This window comes from Methylobacterium sp. Gmos3, from assembly GCF_056430985.1.
The window spans coordinates 520,434-534,605 of sequence record NZ_JBWJYL010000001.1; the positions used below are offsets into that span (position 1 = coordinate 520,434).

The 14,172-nt window shown below is 70.3% G+C and carries 13 protein-coding genes; 5 read left to right on the top strand and 8 right to left on the bottom strand.

The window, feature by feature from the left end; all coding sequences use genetic code 11:
- Positions 1-173: 173 nt before the first annotated feature.
- The 4 genes from ACS5Q7_RS02480 (at position 174) to ACS5Q7_RS02495 (ending at position 3,247) form a co-directional block, all read left to right on the top strand.
- Positions 174-641, top strand: a complete 468-nt coding sequence (locus ACS5Q7_RS02480; protein WP_478337829.1) for a peroxiredoxin — start codon at positions 174-176, stop codon at positions 639-641.
- A gap of 147 nt (positions 642-788) precedes the next feature.
- Positions 789-1,895: a M23 family metallopeptidase gene (locus ACS5Q7_RS02485; protein ID WP_478337830.1), complete on the top strand. Its 1,107-nt coding sequence runs from the start codon at positions 789-791 to the stop codon at positions 1,893-1,895.
- A 93-nt stretch (positions 1,896-1,988) separates the two neighbouring features.
- Complete coding sequence (locus tag ACS5Q7_RS02490; protein WP_478337831.1) at positions 1,989-2,330, top strand: hypothetical protein; 342 nt, start codon at positions 1,989-1,991, stop codon at positions 2,328-2,330.
- 50 nt (positions 2,331-2,380) lie between these two features.
- The gene (locus ACS5Q7_RS02495; RefSeq protein ID WP_478337832.1) at positions 2,381-3,247 is read left to right on the top strand and encodes a DUF1206 domain-containing protein; all 867 of its coding nucleotides are present in this window, start codon (positions 2,381-2,383) and stop codon (positions 3,245-3,247) included.
- Between the two features lie 7 nt (positions 3,248-3,254).
- On the opposite strand, the gene ACS5Q7_RS02500 is transcribed toward ACS5Q7_RS02495, so the two are convergent.
- From ACS5Q7_RS02500 to ileS, 5 genes are all read right to left on the bottom strand, one after another.
- A complete protein-coding gene (locus ACS5Q7_RS02500; RefSeq protein ID WP_478337833.1) occupies positions 3,255-4,538 on the bottom strand; it encodes a M16 family metallopeptidase in 1,284 nt (427 codons plus the stop codon).
- Between the two features lie 54 nt (positions 4,539-4,592).
- Positions 4,593-6,002 (bottom strand): M16 family metallopeptidase, encoded by a 1,410-nt coding sequence (locus ACS5Q7_RS02505; protein WP_478337834.1) that lies wholly within the window; start codon positions 6,000-6,002, stop codon positions 4,593-4,595.
- Between the two features lie 172 nt (positions 6,003-6,174).
- Positions 6,175-6,834, bottom strand: coding sequence for a hypothetical protein (locus tag ACS5Q7_RS02510; protein ID WP_478337835.1), 660 nt, complete (start codon positions 6,832-6,834; stop codon positions 6,175-6,177).
- A gap of 160 nt (positions 6,835-6,994) precedes the next feature.
- On the bottom strand, positions 6,995-7,501 hold the full coding sequence (lspA, locus tag ACS5Q7_RS02515; protein WP_478337836.1) for a signal peptidase II: 507 nt from the start codon (positions 7,499-7,501) through the stop codon (positions 6,995-6,997).
- Between the two features lie 223 nt (positions 7,502-7,724).
- Positions 7,725-10,709, bottom strand: coding sequence for an isoleucine--tRNA ligase (ileS, locus tag ACS5Q7_RS02520; protein WP_478337837.1), 2,985 nt, complete (start codon positions 10,707-10,709; stop codon positions 7,725-7,727).
- A 301-nt stretch (positions 10,710-11,010) separates the two neighbouring features.
- On the opposite strand from ileS, the gene ACS5Q7_RS02525 reads away from it, so the two are divergent.
- The gene (locus tag ACS5Q7_RS02525) at positions 11,011-11,301 is read left to right on the top strand and encodes a hypothetical protein (RefSeq protein ID WP_478337838.1); all 291 of its coding nucleotides are present in this window, start codon (positions 11,011-11,013) and stop codon (positions 11,299-11,301) included.
- On the opposite strand, the gene ACS5Q7_RS02530 is transcribed toward ACS5Q7_RS02525, so the two are convergent.
- The 3 genes from ACS5Q7_RS02530 to ACS5Q7_RS02540 all read right to left on the bottom strand — a co-directional run bounded on the left by ACS5Q7_RS02530 (position 11,298) and on the right by ACS5Q7_RS02540 (position 13,805).
- Positions 11,298-12,104 carry a class I SAM-dependent methyltransferase gene (locus ACS5Q7_RS02530; RefSeq protein WP_478337839.1) on the bottom strand — a complete coding sequence of 269 codons (807 nt, stop codon included), beginning with the start codon at positions 12,102-12,104 and terminating at the stop codon, positions 11,298-11,300. The two genes, ACS5Q7_RS02525 and ACS5Q7_RS02530, sit on opposite strands and share 4 nt — an antisense overlap.
- Positions 12,105-12,358: 254 nt before the next feature.
- Entirely contained in the window at positions 12,359-13,213 is an 855-nt protein-coding gene (locus ACS5Q7_RS02535; RefSeq protein ID WP_478338019.1) for a DMT family transporter, read from the bottom strand.
- A 247-nt stretch (positions 13,214-13,460) separates the two neighbouring features.
- Positions 13,461-13,805, bottom strand: coding sequence for a hypothetical protein (locus ACS5Q7_RS02540; protein ID WP_478337840.1), 345 nt, complete (start codon positions 13,803-13,805; stop codon positions 13,461-13,463).
- Between the last annotated feature and the right edge of the window lie 367 nt (positions 13,806-14,172).

A 14,172-nucleotide genomic window follows, 5' to 3' on the forward strand; every position in this document is an offset into this window, starting at 1 on the left:
CCCTTGGTCCGGGTATTCTCGTTCTGTGGTCGCATGGCGGGATGGAATTCCCGCTTGCGGTGAATCGGTGCGCATGCGGCCTTTACAGCGGCGGCGCGCCGGGCTTGGCTGTCCGGGCGGGGCGCCGGAACTGGCGTTCACCGACACCATCAATCGGCCGAAAGGAAGGCACGATGGCCTTGAGCGAGGGGGCTGCCGCCCCGGATTTCGACCTGCCCGCCTCCGGGGGAGGGCGCATTGCGCTGGCTGCGTTGAAGGGACACAAAGTTGTGTTGTACTTCTATCCTAAGGACGACACGAGCGGTTGTACTCTGGAAGCGCAGGGTTTCAACGCCCTTCTCTCGGACTTCGAGGCCGCTGACGCGCGAATCATCGGACTGTCGCCCGATCCGGTAAAGAGCCACGACAAGTTCTGCGGCAAGTACGGGCTCGCCTTCCCCCTCGCCTCGGACGAGGAGAAGACGGTGCTCGGCGCCTACGGCGTCTGGGTCGAGAAGAGCATGTACGGGCGCAAGTACATGGGCGTGGAACGGACCACGGTCCTCATCGACCGGGAGGGCCAAGTCGCGCGGATCTGGCCGAAGGTGAAGGTGCCTGGCCACGCCGAGGAGGTGCTGGCGGCCGCGCGCGCGCTGCCGTGAGGAATAGGGTCCGCACGGATCCTTAACCCTGATGAGGTCTGAATACCGGGACTGCCTTCGAGCCTCCCGATGATTCGCACGATCTCTGCGCATACACAGGATGGGGCGCCCCGGCGCCTCAGGCCATGGCTCGGCGCAGGGTTCGCGGTGAGCCTCCTCTGGTCGGGCACGGCCACCTACCTCGTCCTGTTCCGGGATGAGGCGCTGGGACGGATCGTGGCCGGGCAGATGGCGATGCGCAACGCCTACGAGGCGCGGATCGCCACGCTTCAGGAGCGCGCCGACGGCGCATGGCAGGAGGGCGCGGAGGCCCGTGCGAGCCTCGCCGCCCGCGTGCAGGGCGCCCTCGACCGGCAGGCGGAGTTGGAGCGCCGGCAGGCCGCCCTCTCCGGCCTGATCGACACCGCCGCCACAGGATCGCTGCCCGCCCCGGCGCGGGCCTACGCCGCCCCTTTGAGCGGGTTCGAGCTGCGGCAGGACACGCCCGCACCCTTTCCCTCGCCCGAGCGCCGCAGCGCCCTCGACGCGGAGGATGGGCTGATCCGCCTCGAAGCCCGCCTCGGCGGGGTGGAGGAGGCGCAGGGCGCCCAGCTCGGCCGCCTCGCACGCGGCGCCGAGACCGGGCTCGCACGCCTGCGCGCCGTCGTCGCCCACGTCGGGCTCGATCCGTCGCGCCTGCTGCCGGCCGCGCCGGGCGAGCGGGTCGGCGGCCCCCTGGTGCCCCTGGACGCCAATGCCGTCGCGCGGCAGGGCTTCGACGGCGGCGTGAGCCTCGTCGGCCGGCTGATCGACCATGGGCAGCGCCTGCGGCAGGCCGTGGGGGAATTGCCCCTGCGCCGGCCGCTCTCCGGCGAACCCAGCCTGTCGAGCCCGTTCGGACCCCGGCTCGATCCGTTCACGCGAGGCCTCGCCCTGCATACCGGGCTCGACTTCAAGGCCGAGTACGGCGAGCCGGCGCGGGCCACGGCGCCGGGCGTCGTCACCGAGGCCGAGTGGGCCGGCGGCTACGGCAACATGGTCGAGCTCGCCCATGGCCACGGGCTCGCCACCCGCTTCGGCCATCTCGCCCGCATCGCGGTGCAGCCGGGCCAGCGCGTCGCGGCCGGCGATGTGATCGGCTATGTCGGCTCCACCGGCCGCTCTACCGGCGCGCACCTGCATTACGAGACCCGGATCGACGGCGAGCCGGTGGACCCGCAGCGTTTCCTGGAAGCCGGCCGCTCCCTCGAAGGCCTCCGGCTGAGCGGCGGCTGATCGCCCCGACCGTCACGGAGAACTCGACGGCGGCACGCCTTTGCGCGACATCTGGCGGGATAGCGGATTCTCCAACGCGCGAGCGCAGTGCCCTTGCCCCATTTCGATGACTTCTACGCCGCCAAGCTGCGCGGCTCGCTGGGCGTCACGGACGCCGAATCGGTGCTCGACCTGCGCGGGGCCAACAAGGCGACGGCCGAGGCCTCCCTGAAGGAGATGATCGAGCGCAGCCGCTTCGCGAAGGGCAAGACCGTCGCCGTGCGGCTCGATCCGCCGCCGGAGGGCGGCGGCGAGACCCTGTTCCAGCCGGCCGGGCGCCTCCTCCTCGACGCCAAGCGCCGGGGCCTCGTGGAGCGCCTGCAGACCCTGCCGGCCCAGGACGGGCTCGGCTTCTACGTCGCCCTCACCGGCCGGGCGGAGAAGGCCGGGGCCTGAACGGATGGCCCCGCTCGCGCGTTGAGCGGGGTCCACACAGCCCCGGTCCCATGCCCAGCGTCCCGTCTGCGAAGACCATCCCCGGCGGGCGCAACGCCCTGGAGCGCCTGGCCCGCTTCGGCTACGGCGCGCGGGGCACCGTCTACGTCCTCGTGGGCGGCCTCGCCCTGCTGGCGGCCTTCGGCGGCGGGCGGCCGGGGGACAGCCACGACGCCCTGCGGACGGTTCTCGTCGGGCCGTTCGGCGTCGTCCTCGTCGGGCTGATCGCGCTGGGCCTCTTCGCCTTCGCCCTGTGGCGGGCGGTGGAGGCGGTGACCGACGCCGACCGGCGCGGCACTTCTCTGAAGGGCCTCGTGACGCGCGGCGCCCATCTCGTGAGCGCGCTGCTCTATCTCGGCCTGGCCGGCACGGCGGCCTCGCTCTGCCTCGGGCTCGGCTTCGGCGGCGGCAACGGCGTGCACGACGGCACCGCGTGGCTGCTGGCCAAGCCGATGGGGCGGTGGCTGGTCGCCCTCGTCGGCCTCGCCGTGGCGGGCACGGCCATCGGCTACCTCGCCCGCGCCTGGAAGGGCGACACGACGGCCCGCCTCGCCCTCGACGGAGAGGCGCGGCGGCGCTGGGCCGAGCCGACCGGCCGGTTCGGCTATGCGGCGCGGGGGGTGGCGTTCCTGATCATCGGCGGCTTCGTCGCCGCCGCCGCGTGGTACCAGAGTTCGGCCGAGGCGAAGGGCCTCGGCGACGCCTTCGTGCTGCTGCGGCGCCAGCCCTACGGCACGGTTCTCCTGGCGCTCGTCGCCGCCGGCCATATGGCCTTCGGCGCCTTCGGCCTCATCCAGGCCCGCTACCGCCACATCGATGCCCCCGACGTCGACCGGGTCGACGACGAGGCGGTGGCGGCGGTGCGAAGGCTGGCCTGACCCGCCCTTAAAGCCCCACGGGCCGGCCGGCGGCGACGACGAGCATCTTGCCGTCGGCGAAGGTGCGGGCGGCGGCGCGGCGGATGTCGGCCTGGGTCACGGCCTCCACCATCGCGTTGCGGCGGGCGATGTAGTCCATGCCGAGATCCTCGAAGGCGATCTGCACCAGCTGGTGCGCGATCTTGGTCGAGGTGTCGAAGCCCAGCGCGTAGGACCCGGTGAGATAGTCCTTGGCCTTCTGCAACTCATCGTCGGAGGGACCTTCCGTGATGAGCCGGCCGATCTCGTCGCCGATCACCGACAGGGCCTCGCCGACGCGCTCGTTCTTGGTGGCGGTGTAGCCCCAGATCATCGCCGCCGAACGGTGGCTCACCAGCGACGTCCCGACCGAATAGGCGAGGCCGCGCTTCTCGCGCACCTCCTGGAACAGGCGCGAGGTGAAGGCGCCGCCGCCGAGCACGTGGTTCAGCACGTAGGCCGGGATGAAGTCCGGGTCGCGCCACGGGATGCCGGCCATGCCGAAGCGGATGACCGATTGCGGCACGTCGAGATCGACCACGATCCTGCGGTCGAGCTCCTGGATCTGCGTGCGCGGCACGGCCGTCAGGGCGCCGGCCTCGGGCAGGGCGCCGAAGGCGCGGGTGAGGGCCTCCGCCAGGGCCTCGGCCCCGATGGCGCCCACCGCCGCGACCTTGATCCGCCCGCGCCCGATCAGGCGCGCATGCATGGCGAGGATGTCCTCGCGGGTGATCGCCGCGACGCTCTCGATCGTGCCCGACGAGGGCCGGGCATAGGGGTGCCCGTCGAAGGCTTCCTTGAAGAACCGGCGGGAGGCCATCACCCCCGGATCGTTCTGCTGGTAGCGCAGGCCCGCCATCACCTGCGCCCGCACACGCTCGATGGCGTCGGGGTCGAGGCGGGGCTTGGCCAGCGCCAGGGCGAGGAGGTCGATGGCCTCGCCCGCGTGCTTGAGCAGCATCTTCAGCGAGCCGCCCAGGGCGTCGGGGCCGGCATGGAAGGACAGCTCGATGGCCCGCGCGGCCAGCCGCTCCTGAAAGGCGTCGGAGGTCAGGTCGCCCGCGCCCTCGTCGAGGAGCCGGGCCAGCATCTGCGCGCAGCCGGCCTTGCCCTCGGGGTCCTGGGCCGCACCGCCCTCGAAGGTGAAGGACAGGGCGATCATCGGCACGACGTTGGACTCGACGTGCCACGCCTCGACGCCCGGGACGGCCACAACGGGCAAGGCCGTCGTGGGGCTCGTGGCGGTCTGCGTGTCTGTGTCGGCCAGGTTCATGGCAGCCTCGTGTGTTCTCGTTGCGGTCGCGGGCGGAGGCAGGTTCGGGCGAACCTACTCGGCGGCCAGCGCGACCGGGGCGTCGGGGTCCCGGGCCTTGGTCAGGTAGCCGGTCACGGAACGGGCGGGGGACAGCCAGCGCTCACAGGCCGCCTTCAGGCGCTCCCGCGACACCGCTTCGATATCCGTCGGCCAGCGGCGGACATCCTCGATGGATTCGCCGATGGCCAGGGCCGAGCCGTAGATCCGGGCGAGGGAGGACTGGCTGTCCGACGAATAGACCGTCTCGGCCACGAGGCGGGTCTTGGCCCGCTCGATGGCGTCGGGGGCCAGCGCGTCCGAGGGGGCGCGGGCCAGAACCCGGTCGAGGGCGGCTTCCAGCTGCTCCAGGCTCACGCCCTCGGCGGGCACGGCGTAGACGGAGAAGCGGGTGTCGTCGATGGCCGAGCCCATGTACCAGGCGCCGGCATTCACCGCGAGGCCCTGTTCCAGCACGAGCTTGCGGTAGAGGTAGGAGGTCGAGCCGCCGCCCAGCACCTCGGCCAGGAGTTCGAGGTCGTGGCAGCCGCCATCGGTGGCGGTGATGCAGGACGGGGCGAGGTAGAGCCGCTGCAGCGTCGGCTGCTCGACCTTCGGGTCGGCCACCGAGACCCGGCGAAGCGCGCGGGGCTCCGGCTCGCGGGGGCGGCGGCGCTCCGGCCGGGCGCCGCGCGGGGTGACGCGGCCGTAGGTGTCGTCGGCGAGACGGCGCACCTCATCCGGGGTCACGTCGCCGGCCACGATCAGGATCGCGTTCTCGGGCGTGTAGAAGCGGTTGTAATAGTCGAGGGCGTGGTCGCGGTTCAGCCCCTCGATCTCGTGCATCCAGCCGATGATCGGGATGCCGTAGGGGTGGTGCACGAAGAGCGAGGCCGCCATCGCCTCGGAGAGCTGGGCCGAGGGGTCGGTCTCGACCCGCATCCGGCGCTCCTCCAGCACCACGTCGCGCTCCGGCGCCACCACCGCGTCATCGAGGACGAGGCCGTGCATCCGGTCCGCCTCGAAGGCCATCATCGTGCCGAGATGGTCGCGCGCCACGCGCTGGAAATAGGCGGTGTAATCGTAGCTGGTGAAGGCGTTCTCCTGGCCGCCGAGGCCGGAGACGGCCTTCGAGAAAGCGCCCACGGGGTGCAGCTCGGTGCCCTTGAACATCAGGTGTTCGAGGAAGTGGGCGATGCCCGACTGGCCGAGCGGATCGTCCGCCGACCCGTTGCGGTACCAGATCATGTGGGTCGCCACGGGCGCCCGGTGGTCGGGCACCACCACCACGTCGAGGTTGTTGTCGAGGGTGAAGGACGCGACCTCCGGCCCACCGGCCTCGGAGCCTCCGAAGGCCGCGGCCTCCCCCCGCCCGGCGGTGGCCCCGAAGCGGGCGCCCCGCCTCGCGGGGAAAAGGGTCGGCGTGCCCGTCCTGAAGAGGTGCATCAAGCTTGTCCTTACCCGGCTTCACCCTCGGCGACCCCACCCTGACGGGCGGGCCGGAATGCGGAGCCTGTCCAGTTCCCGGCGGCAAGAGCCGTACCGGGAAAGTCCTTATGTTGCCGTCGGCGGCCCGTGTCGCAACTGTGCCACGGTCGACCGCCGGAGGCGCTGAGACTCAGCGCCTCTGCTGCGACCGGAGGTAGGCGCCCGGATCGGACTCCTCCCGCTCGGCGCTGGCGTTCTTCACGGGCTCGCCCTCGGTCCGCACGAGCTTCTTCGGCGCCTGACGATAGCCGGTCGGCGGCTCGACGAGGGATTCGCGCGTCGGCTCGACCTCGGAGGCCTGCTTGTCCTCGCTCTTGCCCTTGAACAGCTCGAGCGGATCGAGCCACGTGCTGCGGCGGGTGTTGTCGCCGGGCTTGTCCTCGGGCTCGGTGGTGAGGTTCGCCCCGGCGCGGCGGCCGGCACGCATCTCATCGACCGACATCGTCACGTTGTTGTCGTTGTAGCGGCCGAGCGCCTGGTTGCCCTTGGGCACCCGGCGCTCCTCCACCTCGCGCTCGCGGGCGACGATCTCGGGATCCTTCGGCCACGCGGCGCTCTTGGTGCGGGCGCGGGGCGCGGGCAGGGCATTGCCATCGAGCTTCGGCGGCATCACCAGGGGCGGACGCTCGTGATAGTCGATGGGAGCCTGCTGCTTTTCCAGGAGGCCGATCCCGGAGAGGGCGTCGCGCATCAGCTCGCCGCTCTGCTGCGCCTGGGCCGCGCCGGTCGCGACGAGGGGGAACAGGGCCGCCACGGGTAGGAGGAGTCGAAGCTTGCGGTGCGCGCTCATGCTACCTCACGGGTGCCGGCCGAGGATTCGGCGCGGGGATGGCCGCCACGCGGCCTGATCCGACGGAGACCGGGGTGAAACCGGTTTCCGGCGATCGTATGGCGCCTTGGCCACGCTCTACCAGTCCAAGCGTACTGGATCGACCTGTGTGTTGTGCGCATCACGGCCGGGGCGTGGCCTTGTCGCGCGCGCGTCCGGCGGCGGAGGCGGGAATCAGGCTGTCGAGGATCAGCCCGATCACGCCGGCCACGATGGCGGCGTCAGCGACGTTGAACACGTACCACGACCATCCCCCCACGTGGAGGTGGACGAAATCGAACACCGCCCCGTAGACCGCCCGGTCGACGGCATTGCCGAGGGCGCCGCCGACGATGAGGCCGAGCGCCACGGCGAGCAGGCGCGAGCCGGCGCGAATCATCCAGAAGCCGAGCGCCAGGGCGGCGGCGAGGGAGAGCGCCACCAGCAGCCAGCGGCCGAACGCCCCGTCCTGCTGGAACATCCCGTACGAGACGCCCCTGTTCCACACCACCACGAGGTCCGTGTAGGGCCCGTAGCGCCAGGGCTGGGTGAGCACGAGATCCGTGCCGAAATACAGCCCGAGCTTCGTCGCCTGATCGACGAGGAGCGTGAGGGCGAGGGCGAGAAGGCCGGCGCGGGGAGGGGTCATGGGCGCGCGTCCCCTCTCCCCGCCTGCGGGGAGAGGGCCGAGCTCCCCTTGCCGGGGGCGAGGCGAGCCCAAAGGGCGATGGTGAGGGGGCTCGCGGAAGGAGCCAGCCCGGCGGCCCCCCTCACCCTCGGCTGCCGCCTCGCTCCGGCGACGACAAGGTCGCCGAAGCCCTCTCCCCGCAAGCGGGGCGAGGGGACACCCGCCTGATCTCGTCCGGCCAGCCTCACGCCGCGCTGGCCTCCGGGTGGGCCGCATCCCATTCCCGCAGGGCCTGCGCGTCGCGCGGGGTCACCTCGGGAAACTCGGCGTCGCTGCCGACCTCGGGGCTGACACGCCAGGAGCGGGCGCATTTGCGGCCCTGCGCCAGGGCCGGGACCACGGCCACGCCCTTCACCTCATCGAGGCGGAAGGCCTCGGCCGGCCCCTCGCCCGCCTCCACCGTGATGGCGGAGGTGATGCAGGTATCCGCGAAGGCGTTCAGGCCCAGCGAATCCACCGCCGCGCGCAGGTCCGCATCGGCGATGAAGACCACCGGGGCCGCCTCCAGGCTGGCGCCGATGCGCTTGGCGGCGCGCTCGATCTCCAGCGCCCCCGTCACCACCCGGCGGACCCGGCGGATCTTCTGCCACTTCGCCGCCAGCGCGTCGTCGCGCCAGGAGGCGGGCGTCTCCGGCAGGGTCTGCAGGTGGACCGAACTGTCCTCGGACGGAGTGCGGTCGAGCCACGCCTCCTCCGCCGTGAAGGCCAGGACGGGGGCGAGCCACACCACGACCCGCTTGAAGGTCTCGTCGATCACCTGCAACGCCGCCCGCCGCGTCACCGAGGAGATCGGATCGCAGTAGAGCGCATCCTTGCGCACATCGAAGTAGAAGGACGACAGGTCGCCGGTCATGAACCCGTTGAGCAGGGCCACGACCCGCTTGGTGTCGTAGGCGGCGTAGGCCTCGCGGATCTCGCCATCGAGTTCGGCGAGCCGGTGCAGGATCAGCCGCTCCAATTCGGGCATTTGCTCGAACGGAACGTCGTCGCCGGCGACGCGGTGGGCCAGCGAGCCCAGCATCCAGCGGAGCGAATTGCGCAGCTTGCGGTAGGTTTCCGCGAAGGTCTTGATGATCTCCGGGCCGATGCGCAGGTCGTCGGTATAGTCGGAGGCCGCCACCCACAGCCGCAGGATGTCCGCGCCCGAATCCTTGATGACGCTCTGCGGCGCGACGACGTTGCCCTTCGACTTCGACATCTTCAGGCCCTTGCCGTCGAGGACGAAGCCGTGGGTCAGCACCACGTCGTAGGGCGCCCGGCCGCGCGTGCCGGAGGATTCGAGCAGCGAGGACTGGAACCAGCCGCGATGCTGGTCCGACCCTTCGAGGTACATCACCGTGTCCTGCCCGCCGTCGCGGACGCGCGTCACGCCCGAGAGGCCGGGGAAGGCCTCCGGGTCATCGAGCACGAAGGCGTGGGTCGAGCCGGAATCGAACCACACGTCGAGCACGTCCATCACCTGCTCGTAGGCGGCGGGATCGTGCTCGGGGGCGAGGAAGCGGGATGCCGCGCCGGGGGCGAACCACGCGTCGGCGCCCTCAGCAGCGAAGGCCGCGTGGATGCGGGCGTTGACGGCCTCGTCCTTCAGAACCTCGCCGCTCTCCTTGTGGACGAAGACGGTGATCGGCACGCCCCAGGCGCGCTGGCGCGAGACCACCCAATCCGGCCGGTTGCCGACCATGCCGTCGATGCGGTTTTTTCCTTGGGGCGGCACCCATTGCGTGTCGTTGATCGCCTGCACGGCGACCTCGCGCAGCGTCCGGTTGCCGAGGGCATCCACCGGCCGGTCCATGGCGATGAACCATTGCGGCGTGTTGCGGAAGATCACCGGCTTCTTCGAGCGCCAGGAATGCGGATACTGGTGGCGCAGCACCCCGCGCGCGACCAGCGCCCCGGCCTCGGTGAGGGCGGCGATCACCGCCTTGTTGGCGTCGCCCTTCTCGCCCTTCTCGGTGTACACGCGACGGCCCTCGAAGCCCGGCGCCGCCTTGGTGAGCGTGCCGTCGGCATCGACCGTGTAGGGGATCGTGGTGTCGATGCCCCGCTCGGCGAGGCGCCGCCCGGAGGCCATCCAGAGCTCGAAATCCTCGCGGCCATGGCTCGGCGCCGTGTGGACGAAGCCCGTGCCGGATTCGTCGGTGACGTGGTCGCCGTCGAGCAGCGGCACGTCGAAGCCGTAGCCGAGGCCCGCCAGGGGATGGGCGAGGGTGAGGCCCGCAAGCGCGTCGGCAGGGACGTCCGAGACCCGCTCGAACGCCTCGACGCGGGCGGCCTTGAACACCGTCGGGGCGAGCGTATCGGCGAGCACGTAGGTCTCGCCGGGCTTGGCCCAGTTGTCCTCCGGCGCCGCCGTGACCTTGTAGAGCCCGTAGGCGATCTTCTTCGAATAGGCGACGGCCCGGTTGCCCGGCATCGTCCAGGGGGTGGTCGTCCAGATCACGACCCGCGCCTCGGGAAAGGCTTCGCCGCCCTGGGTGATCGGAAAGGCCGCGAAGATCGTGTCGGAGACGTGCTCCTCGTACTCGACCTCGGCCTCGGCGAGGGCGGTCTTCTCCACCACCGACCACATCACCGGCTTCGAGCCGCGATAGAGCTGGCCGGTGACGGCGAACTTCATCAGCTCGTCGGCGATGGCGGCCTCGGCCGGGAAGGCCATGGTCGCGTAGGGGTGGTCCCAATCGCCGGTGACGCCCAGCCGCTTGAACTCCTCGCGCTGCACGTCGAGCCAATGGGCGGCGAAGGTCCGGCATTCCTGCCGGAACTCGATCACCGGCACGTCGTCCTTGTTGCGACCCTTGGCGCGGTACTGCTCCTCGATCTTCCACTCGATCGGCAGGCCGTGGCAGTCCCAGCCGGGGACGTAATTGGCGTCCTTGCCCAGCGTCCCCTGGCTGCGGACGATCACATCCTTGAGGATCTTGTTCAGCGCCGTGCCGATGTGGATGTTGCCGTTGGCATAGGGGGGGCCGTCGTGCAGCACGAATTTCGGCCGCCCCGCCGCCGCCTGCCGGATCTTCTCGTAGAGGTCGATCCGCGCCCAGCGCTCCAGCAGCAGCGGCTCGCGGGTCGGGAGCCCGGCGCGCATCGGGAACTCGGTGCTCGGCAGGAACAGGGTCTTGGAATAGTCGCGGGCCGGCGCGGCGGGCGCGTTCGTGTCGGGGGTGGTCATCGGGTCTCGCAAGGTCGGGCCGATCGGGCGGCCAAAAGGGGGCGCTGGGGACAGGCGGCGGATCCCGGCCGTCCGCGAAAGCCCTGCCGCACCACGCGCGCGGGCCCTCAGGCGGCGGCCGGGCTCGTAATTCGCCGTCCGCCGGGAGCGGGGCGCGATGCGCGGGGAGGGACCATTCCGCCTCTCTAGCAGCCGGCCCCGGCGGATGCCAGCGCGAGGGCGGCCCGGCCCTGCAACGATTCGCGCTCCCGGTCGTTCGGAGGGTGTGCCGATGTCCGGCTACGCTTCAGGAGGAACGCCCATGAGACTCACCCTCGGAACCGCCCTCGTCGCGGCGATGCTCGCCGCCGGCTCCCTCACCGCCGCGATGCCCGCGCAGGCCCAGGGCCTCGTCGGTGGCGTGCAGCGCGGCGCGGCCGAGGGTGATCGCGTCGGTGGCCCCATCGGCGGTGTGGTCGGCGGCGCCGTGGGCGGCGCGGTCGGCACCGTCAACGGCGCGCTCGGGATCGATCCGGGCCGGCGCGCCTACCGCACCGACATGCGCTCGCGCCGGCATTACCGCCGCGCCCATCACCGCCGTCACCACCGCTAAATAGCGGCGCCCTGGGAGGCATACTGAGGATAAAGGCTCGGCGGCTTGCCCGTCCGAGCCACATACTCAGAGGGTAGCTCGTACTCGCTGACCCAGAGACACTTTCCGTTGTTCTCGGAAACAGAGTGGGGCGTGAGCGAGATCAGGTTCTCTCGCTTCACGCCCAACCTGACCACGTGGTCGTAGTACCATCTGAGATCAGCCGTCTCGATCTCCATGCCCTTTGCGAAATGCTCGACGTAAGAGAACGAGCCTTCCCAGAAGAACCCATCGAACTGAAAGAAGTAATCTTTTAGCAGCGAACGCTTTTCATCGCCGAGATAATCCTCGGAATGAGCCCACGCCAATTTTGCTTTGAAGATGAGTCCGGATAAATCCTTTTCCGGCTCGATGATCCACCGATGGTGCGCATAGCCAGAGAATTGTGCGGTCGCGCTCTCTTTGGCGCATTCCCGTGGCTTGCTCGGCGCTTCGATATACCCCGCTTTGCCACAGCGAATCATTTGCGAGCAAACGTAGAGAGGATCACGAATGTCCTCCAGCGTATGAGCGATCGTAATGAAGTCGAATGACTTGTCTGGAATCTTATTCCAAAACGCGGGGGAACAAAAATCGGCAACGATCCAAGTATCTTTTGTAAATCTCTCAGTCTCGCCGTACAGATTAGACCTCTTGCGTGTTTCGTAGGGCAATAGATCGGCAACAACATCAGCCCTTGAAAACACACGCTCCCAGCCGCCCAAGTCCAGCACTCGCGCATCTTCGGGGATTCGCGACAGTAAATCGCTTGGCGAAATGTACATGGGAGACCCCTCTTTATTCTTTATGTTTTGAAAGCTCGCCGCCGCAAGCACCGTCTCGATGAGACTTGGATCTTGCCGTAGCCAACTCCAGCGCGGATGTCTCCATCCCTGTAAGGAGAAACGCACATCGTGCGGCCCGATCCGAATTGTTTGGGATCGTCAGGGACAAGCCCCCTTGCGGGTGCTGGGCGGTGCCCGGCGGCTGGGGTCCTGCCCCGCCGCTACGGACGCAAGGCCGTTGGGGATCGCCCGCCTCACACCGCGCGGCGGAGGGTGTCCTGCGCGAGGAGATACAGCCCCGACCCGATGACGATCATCGCGCCGGCGATGGTCCAGCGCCCCGGCAGGTCGCCGAACAGCAGGAAGCCGAGGGTCACGGACCAGAGCAGCTGCGTGTAGATGAACGGCGCGAGGACGTTGGCCGGCGCCCGCGCATGGGCGAGCACGAGGAGCCAGTGGCCGACCGTGCCGAACAGGGCCACCGCCAGCAGCAGCGCCCAATGGCTCCATTGCGTGGGGCTCGACCAGATCCACGGCAGCAGCGGCGCCATCAGGGCGACGCCCGCGAGGCCGGTGTAGAACATGGTCGTGGCGGTGGAATCGTAGGAGGCCAGCTTGCGCGTCACGATGGCGTAGAGGGCGTAGACCAGCACGTTCGCCACGCTGAGCAGGGCGGCCGGATGCATGGTGCCGACGCCGGGGCGCACGATCACCAGCACGCCGAGGAAGCCGATGCCGATGGCGGTGAGCCGGGCGCGGGACGACCATTCGCCGAGCAGCGGCCCGGCCAGCAGCGCGACGGTGAGCGGCGCGGCGAACTGGATCGAGATCGTCTCGGCCATCTGCAGGTAGCGCAGGGCCATGAAGTTGAGGGCCGTGGAGGCGAAGAGCAGCAGCGAGCGCAGCACCTGCAGGCCGAGCCGGCGGCTGCGCACCACGCTCGGCGTGCGCACCGGGTTCACGAAGACTGAAATCATGGCGACGCTGGCGGCGTAGCGCATGAAGGTCGTGACCAGGGGATCGACCCCCGCCCGCGCCAGGGTCTTGCCGCAGGCATCGAGGCTCGCGAAGAAGGCGACCGCGCCGCACATGAGCGCGATGCCCACCATCCGACGGCGCCGTGCGGCCTCGGCGTCGCTGGCGGTGGAAATCCCGGCCGGTGCCGGGACGGTCGAGGCGGACAAGGGGGCGGGCCTGGCCATCGATGCGAATCGAGAGGGACGCGGAGGACCGCGACGCTAAAGGCAAAGTGCCATGCGCGGCACGGCGCAGGTAGGCGCGGCGGCGCAACCGAACCATGCGGCGAGGGCGCGGGACGCGCGGGCGCCGCTCACCGTTCGTTAACGCTCTCGCGCGTCAGCGCTTCGCGGTCTTCTTCGGGGCGGGGGCGCTCATGGTCGCGGTCGCGATGAGGGCGGCCAGATGCGACTGGTCGAGCTCCGACGGAAGCGGTGTGCGGGCCACGGCCGGGCGCGGCGCGGCGGGGGCCGGCGCCACGGCCTGCCCCATCTCGGCGGCCGGCGGCGGCGCGCTGGCGCGGGGCGCGATCGAGCCCGTCGTCTCGGGATCGGCGATACTGGCGATGGCGGGGGTGGTCAGCCCATCCGAATCCCGCTGCAAGCGCAGGGCCCAGTGAATTCCGGTGGAGAGGGCGGCGACGGCCAGGATGGCCTTGATCCCGCCTGTGAGCAGGGAACGCATGCGATCGAAACCCGAGTGAACGCCCACACGACGGACCGGATCCCGGCCCGTTGCCACCTTCACACCGGAGGGTGAAGAAAGCGGGAAAGCGTATGGCACCCTTTTGCCCCGCTTCGGGACAGCGGCGTCTCATTCCGGGAGGGAAATCGAGTGGGCCTTGCGCCTGATCCGCGGTTCCTGTTCCCCGCGCCTCCGACACCCCTGCAGCCGCTCGGCCCACTAAGCCTCACAGGCGCGGCCCAGAGAACTGGTCCGGACCGCCCCGTCACTGCCGACCCCGCTACCATGCAGGCCCGAGAGGGCTCGCGAAACCGTCAGGCGCATCGGCCGCGGGGAAGGCCCGTGTAAGGGGTCGCAAGCGAGCCGG

Excerpts from the sequence above, each read along its gene's own strand:
- ACS5Q7_RS02500 (WP_478337833.1), bottom strand. The coding sequence starts at position 4,538 with ATGAACCTGGCCGACACAGACACGCAGACCGCCACGAGCCCCACGACG.
- lspA (WP_478337836.1), bottom strand. The coding sequence starts at position 7,501 with ATGACCCCTCCCCGCGCCGGCCTTCTCGCCCTCGCCCTCACGCTCCTC.
- ileS (WP_478337837.1), bottom strand. The coding sequence starts at position 10,709 with ATGACCACCCCCGACACGAACGCGCCCGCCGCGCCGGCCCGCGACTAT.
- ACS5Q7_RS02530 (WP_478337839.1), bottom strand. The coding sequence starts at position 12,104 with ATGTACATTTCGCCAAGCGATTTACTGTCGCGAATCCCCGAAGATGCG.
- ACS5Q7_RS02505 (WP_478337834.1), bottom strand. The coding sequence starts at position 6,002 with ATGCACCTCTTCAGGACGGGCACGCCGACCCTTTTCCCCGCGAGGCGG.
- ACS5Q7_RS02540 (WP_478337840.1), bottom strand. The coding sequence starts at position 13,805 with ATGCGTTCCCTGCTCACAGGCGGGATCAAGGCCATCCTGGCCGTCGCC.
- ACS5Q7_RS02535 (WP_478338019.1), bottom strand. The coding sequence starts at position 13,213 with ATGGTGGGCATCGCGCTCATGTGCGGCGCGGTCGCCTTCTTCGCGAGC.
- ACS5Q7_RS02525 (WP_478337838.1), top strand. The coding sequence starts at position 11,011 with ATGAGACTCACCCTCGGAACCGCCCTCGTCGCGGCGATGCTCGCCGCC.
- ACS5Q7_RS02495 (WP_478337832.1), top strand. The coding sequence starts at position 2,381 with ATGCCCAGCGTCCCGTCTGCGAAGACCATCCCCGGCGGGCGCAACGCC.
- ACS5Q7_RS02480 (WP_478337829.1), top strand. The coding sequence starts at position 174 with ATGGCCTTGAGCGAGGGGGCTGCCGCCCCGGATTTCGACCTGCCCGCC.
- ACS5Q7_RS02510 (WP_478337835.1), bottom strand. The coding sequence starts at position 6,834 with ATGAGCGCGCACCGCAAGCTTCGACTCCTCCTACCCGTGGCGGCCCTG.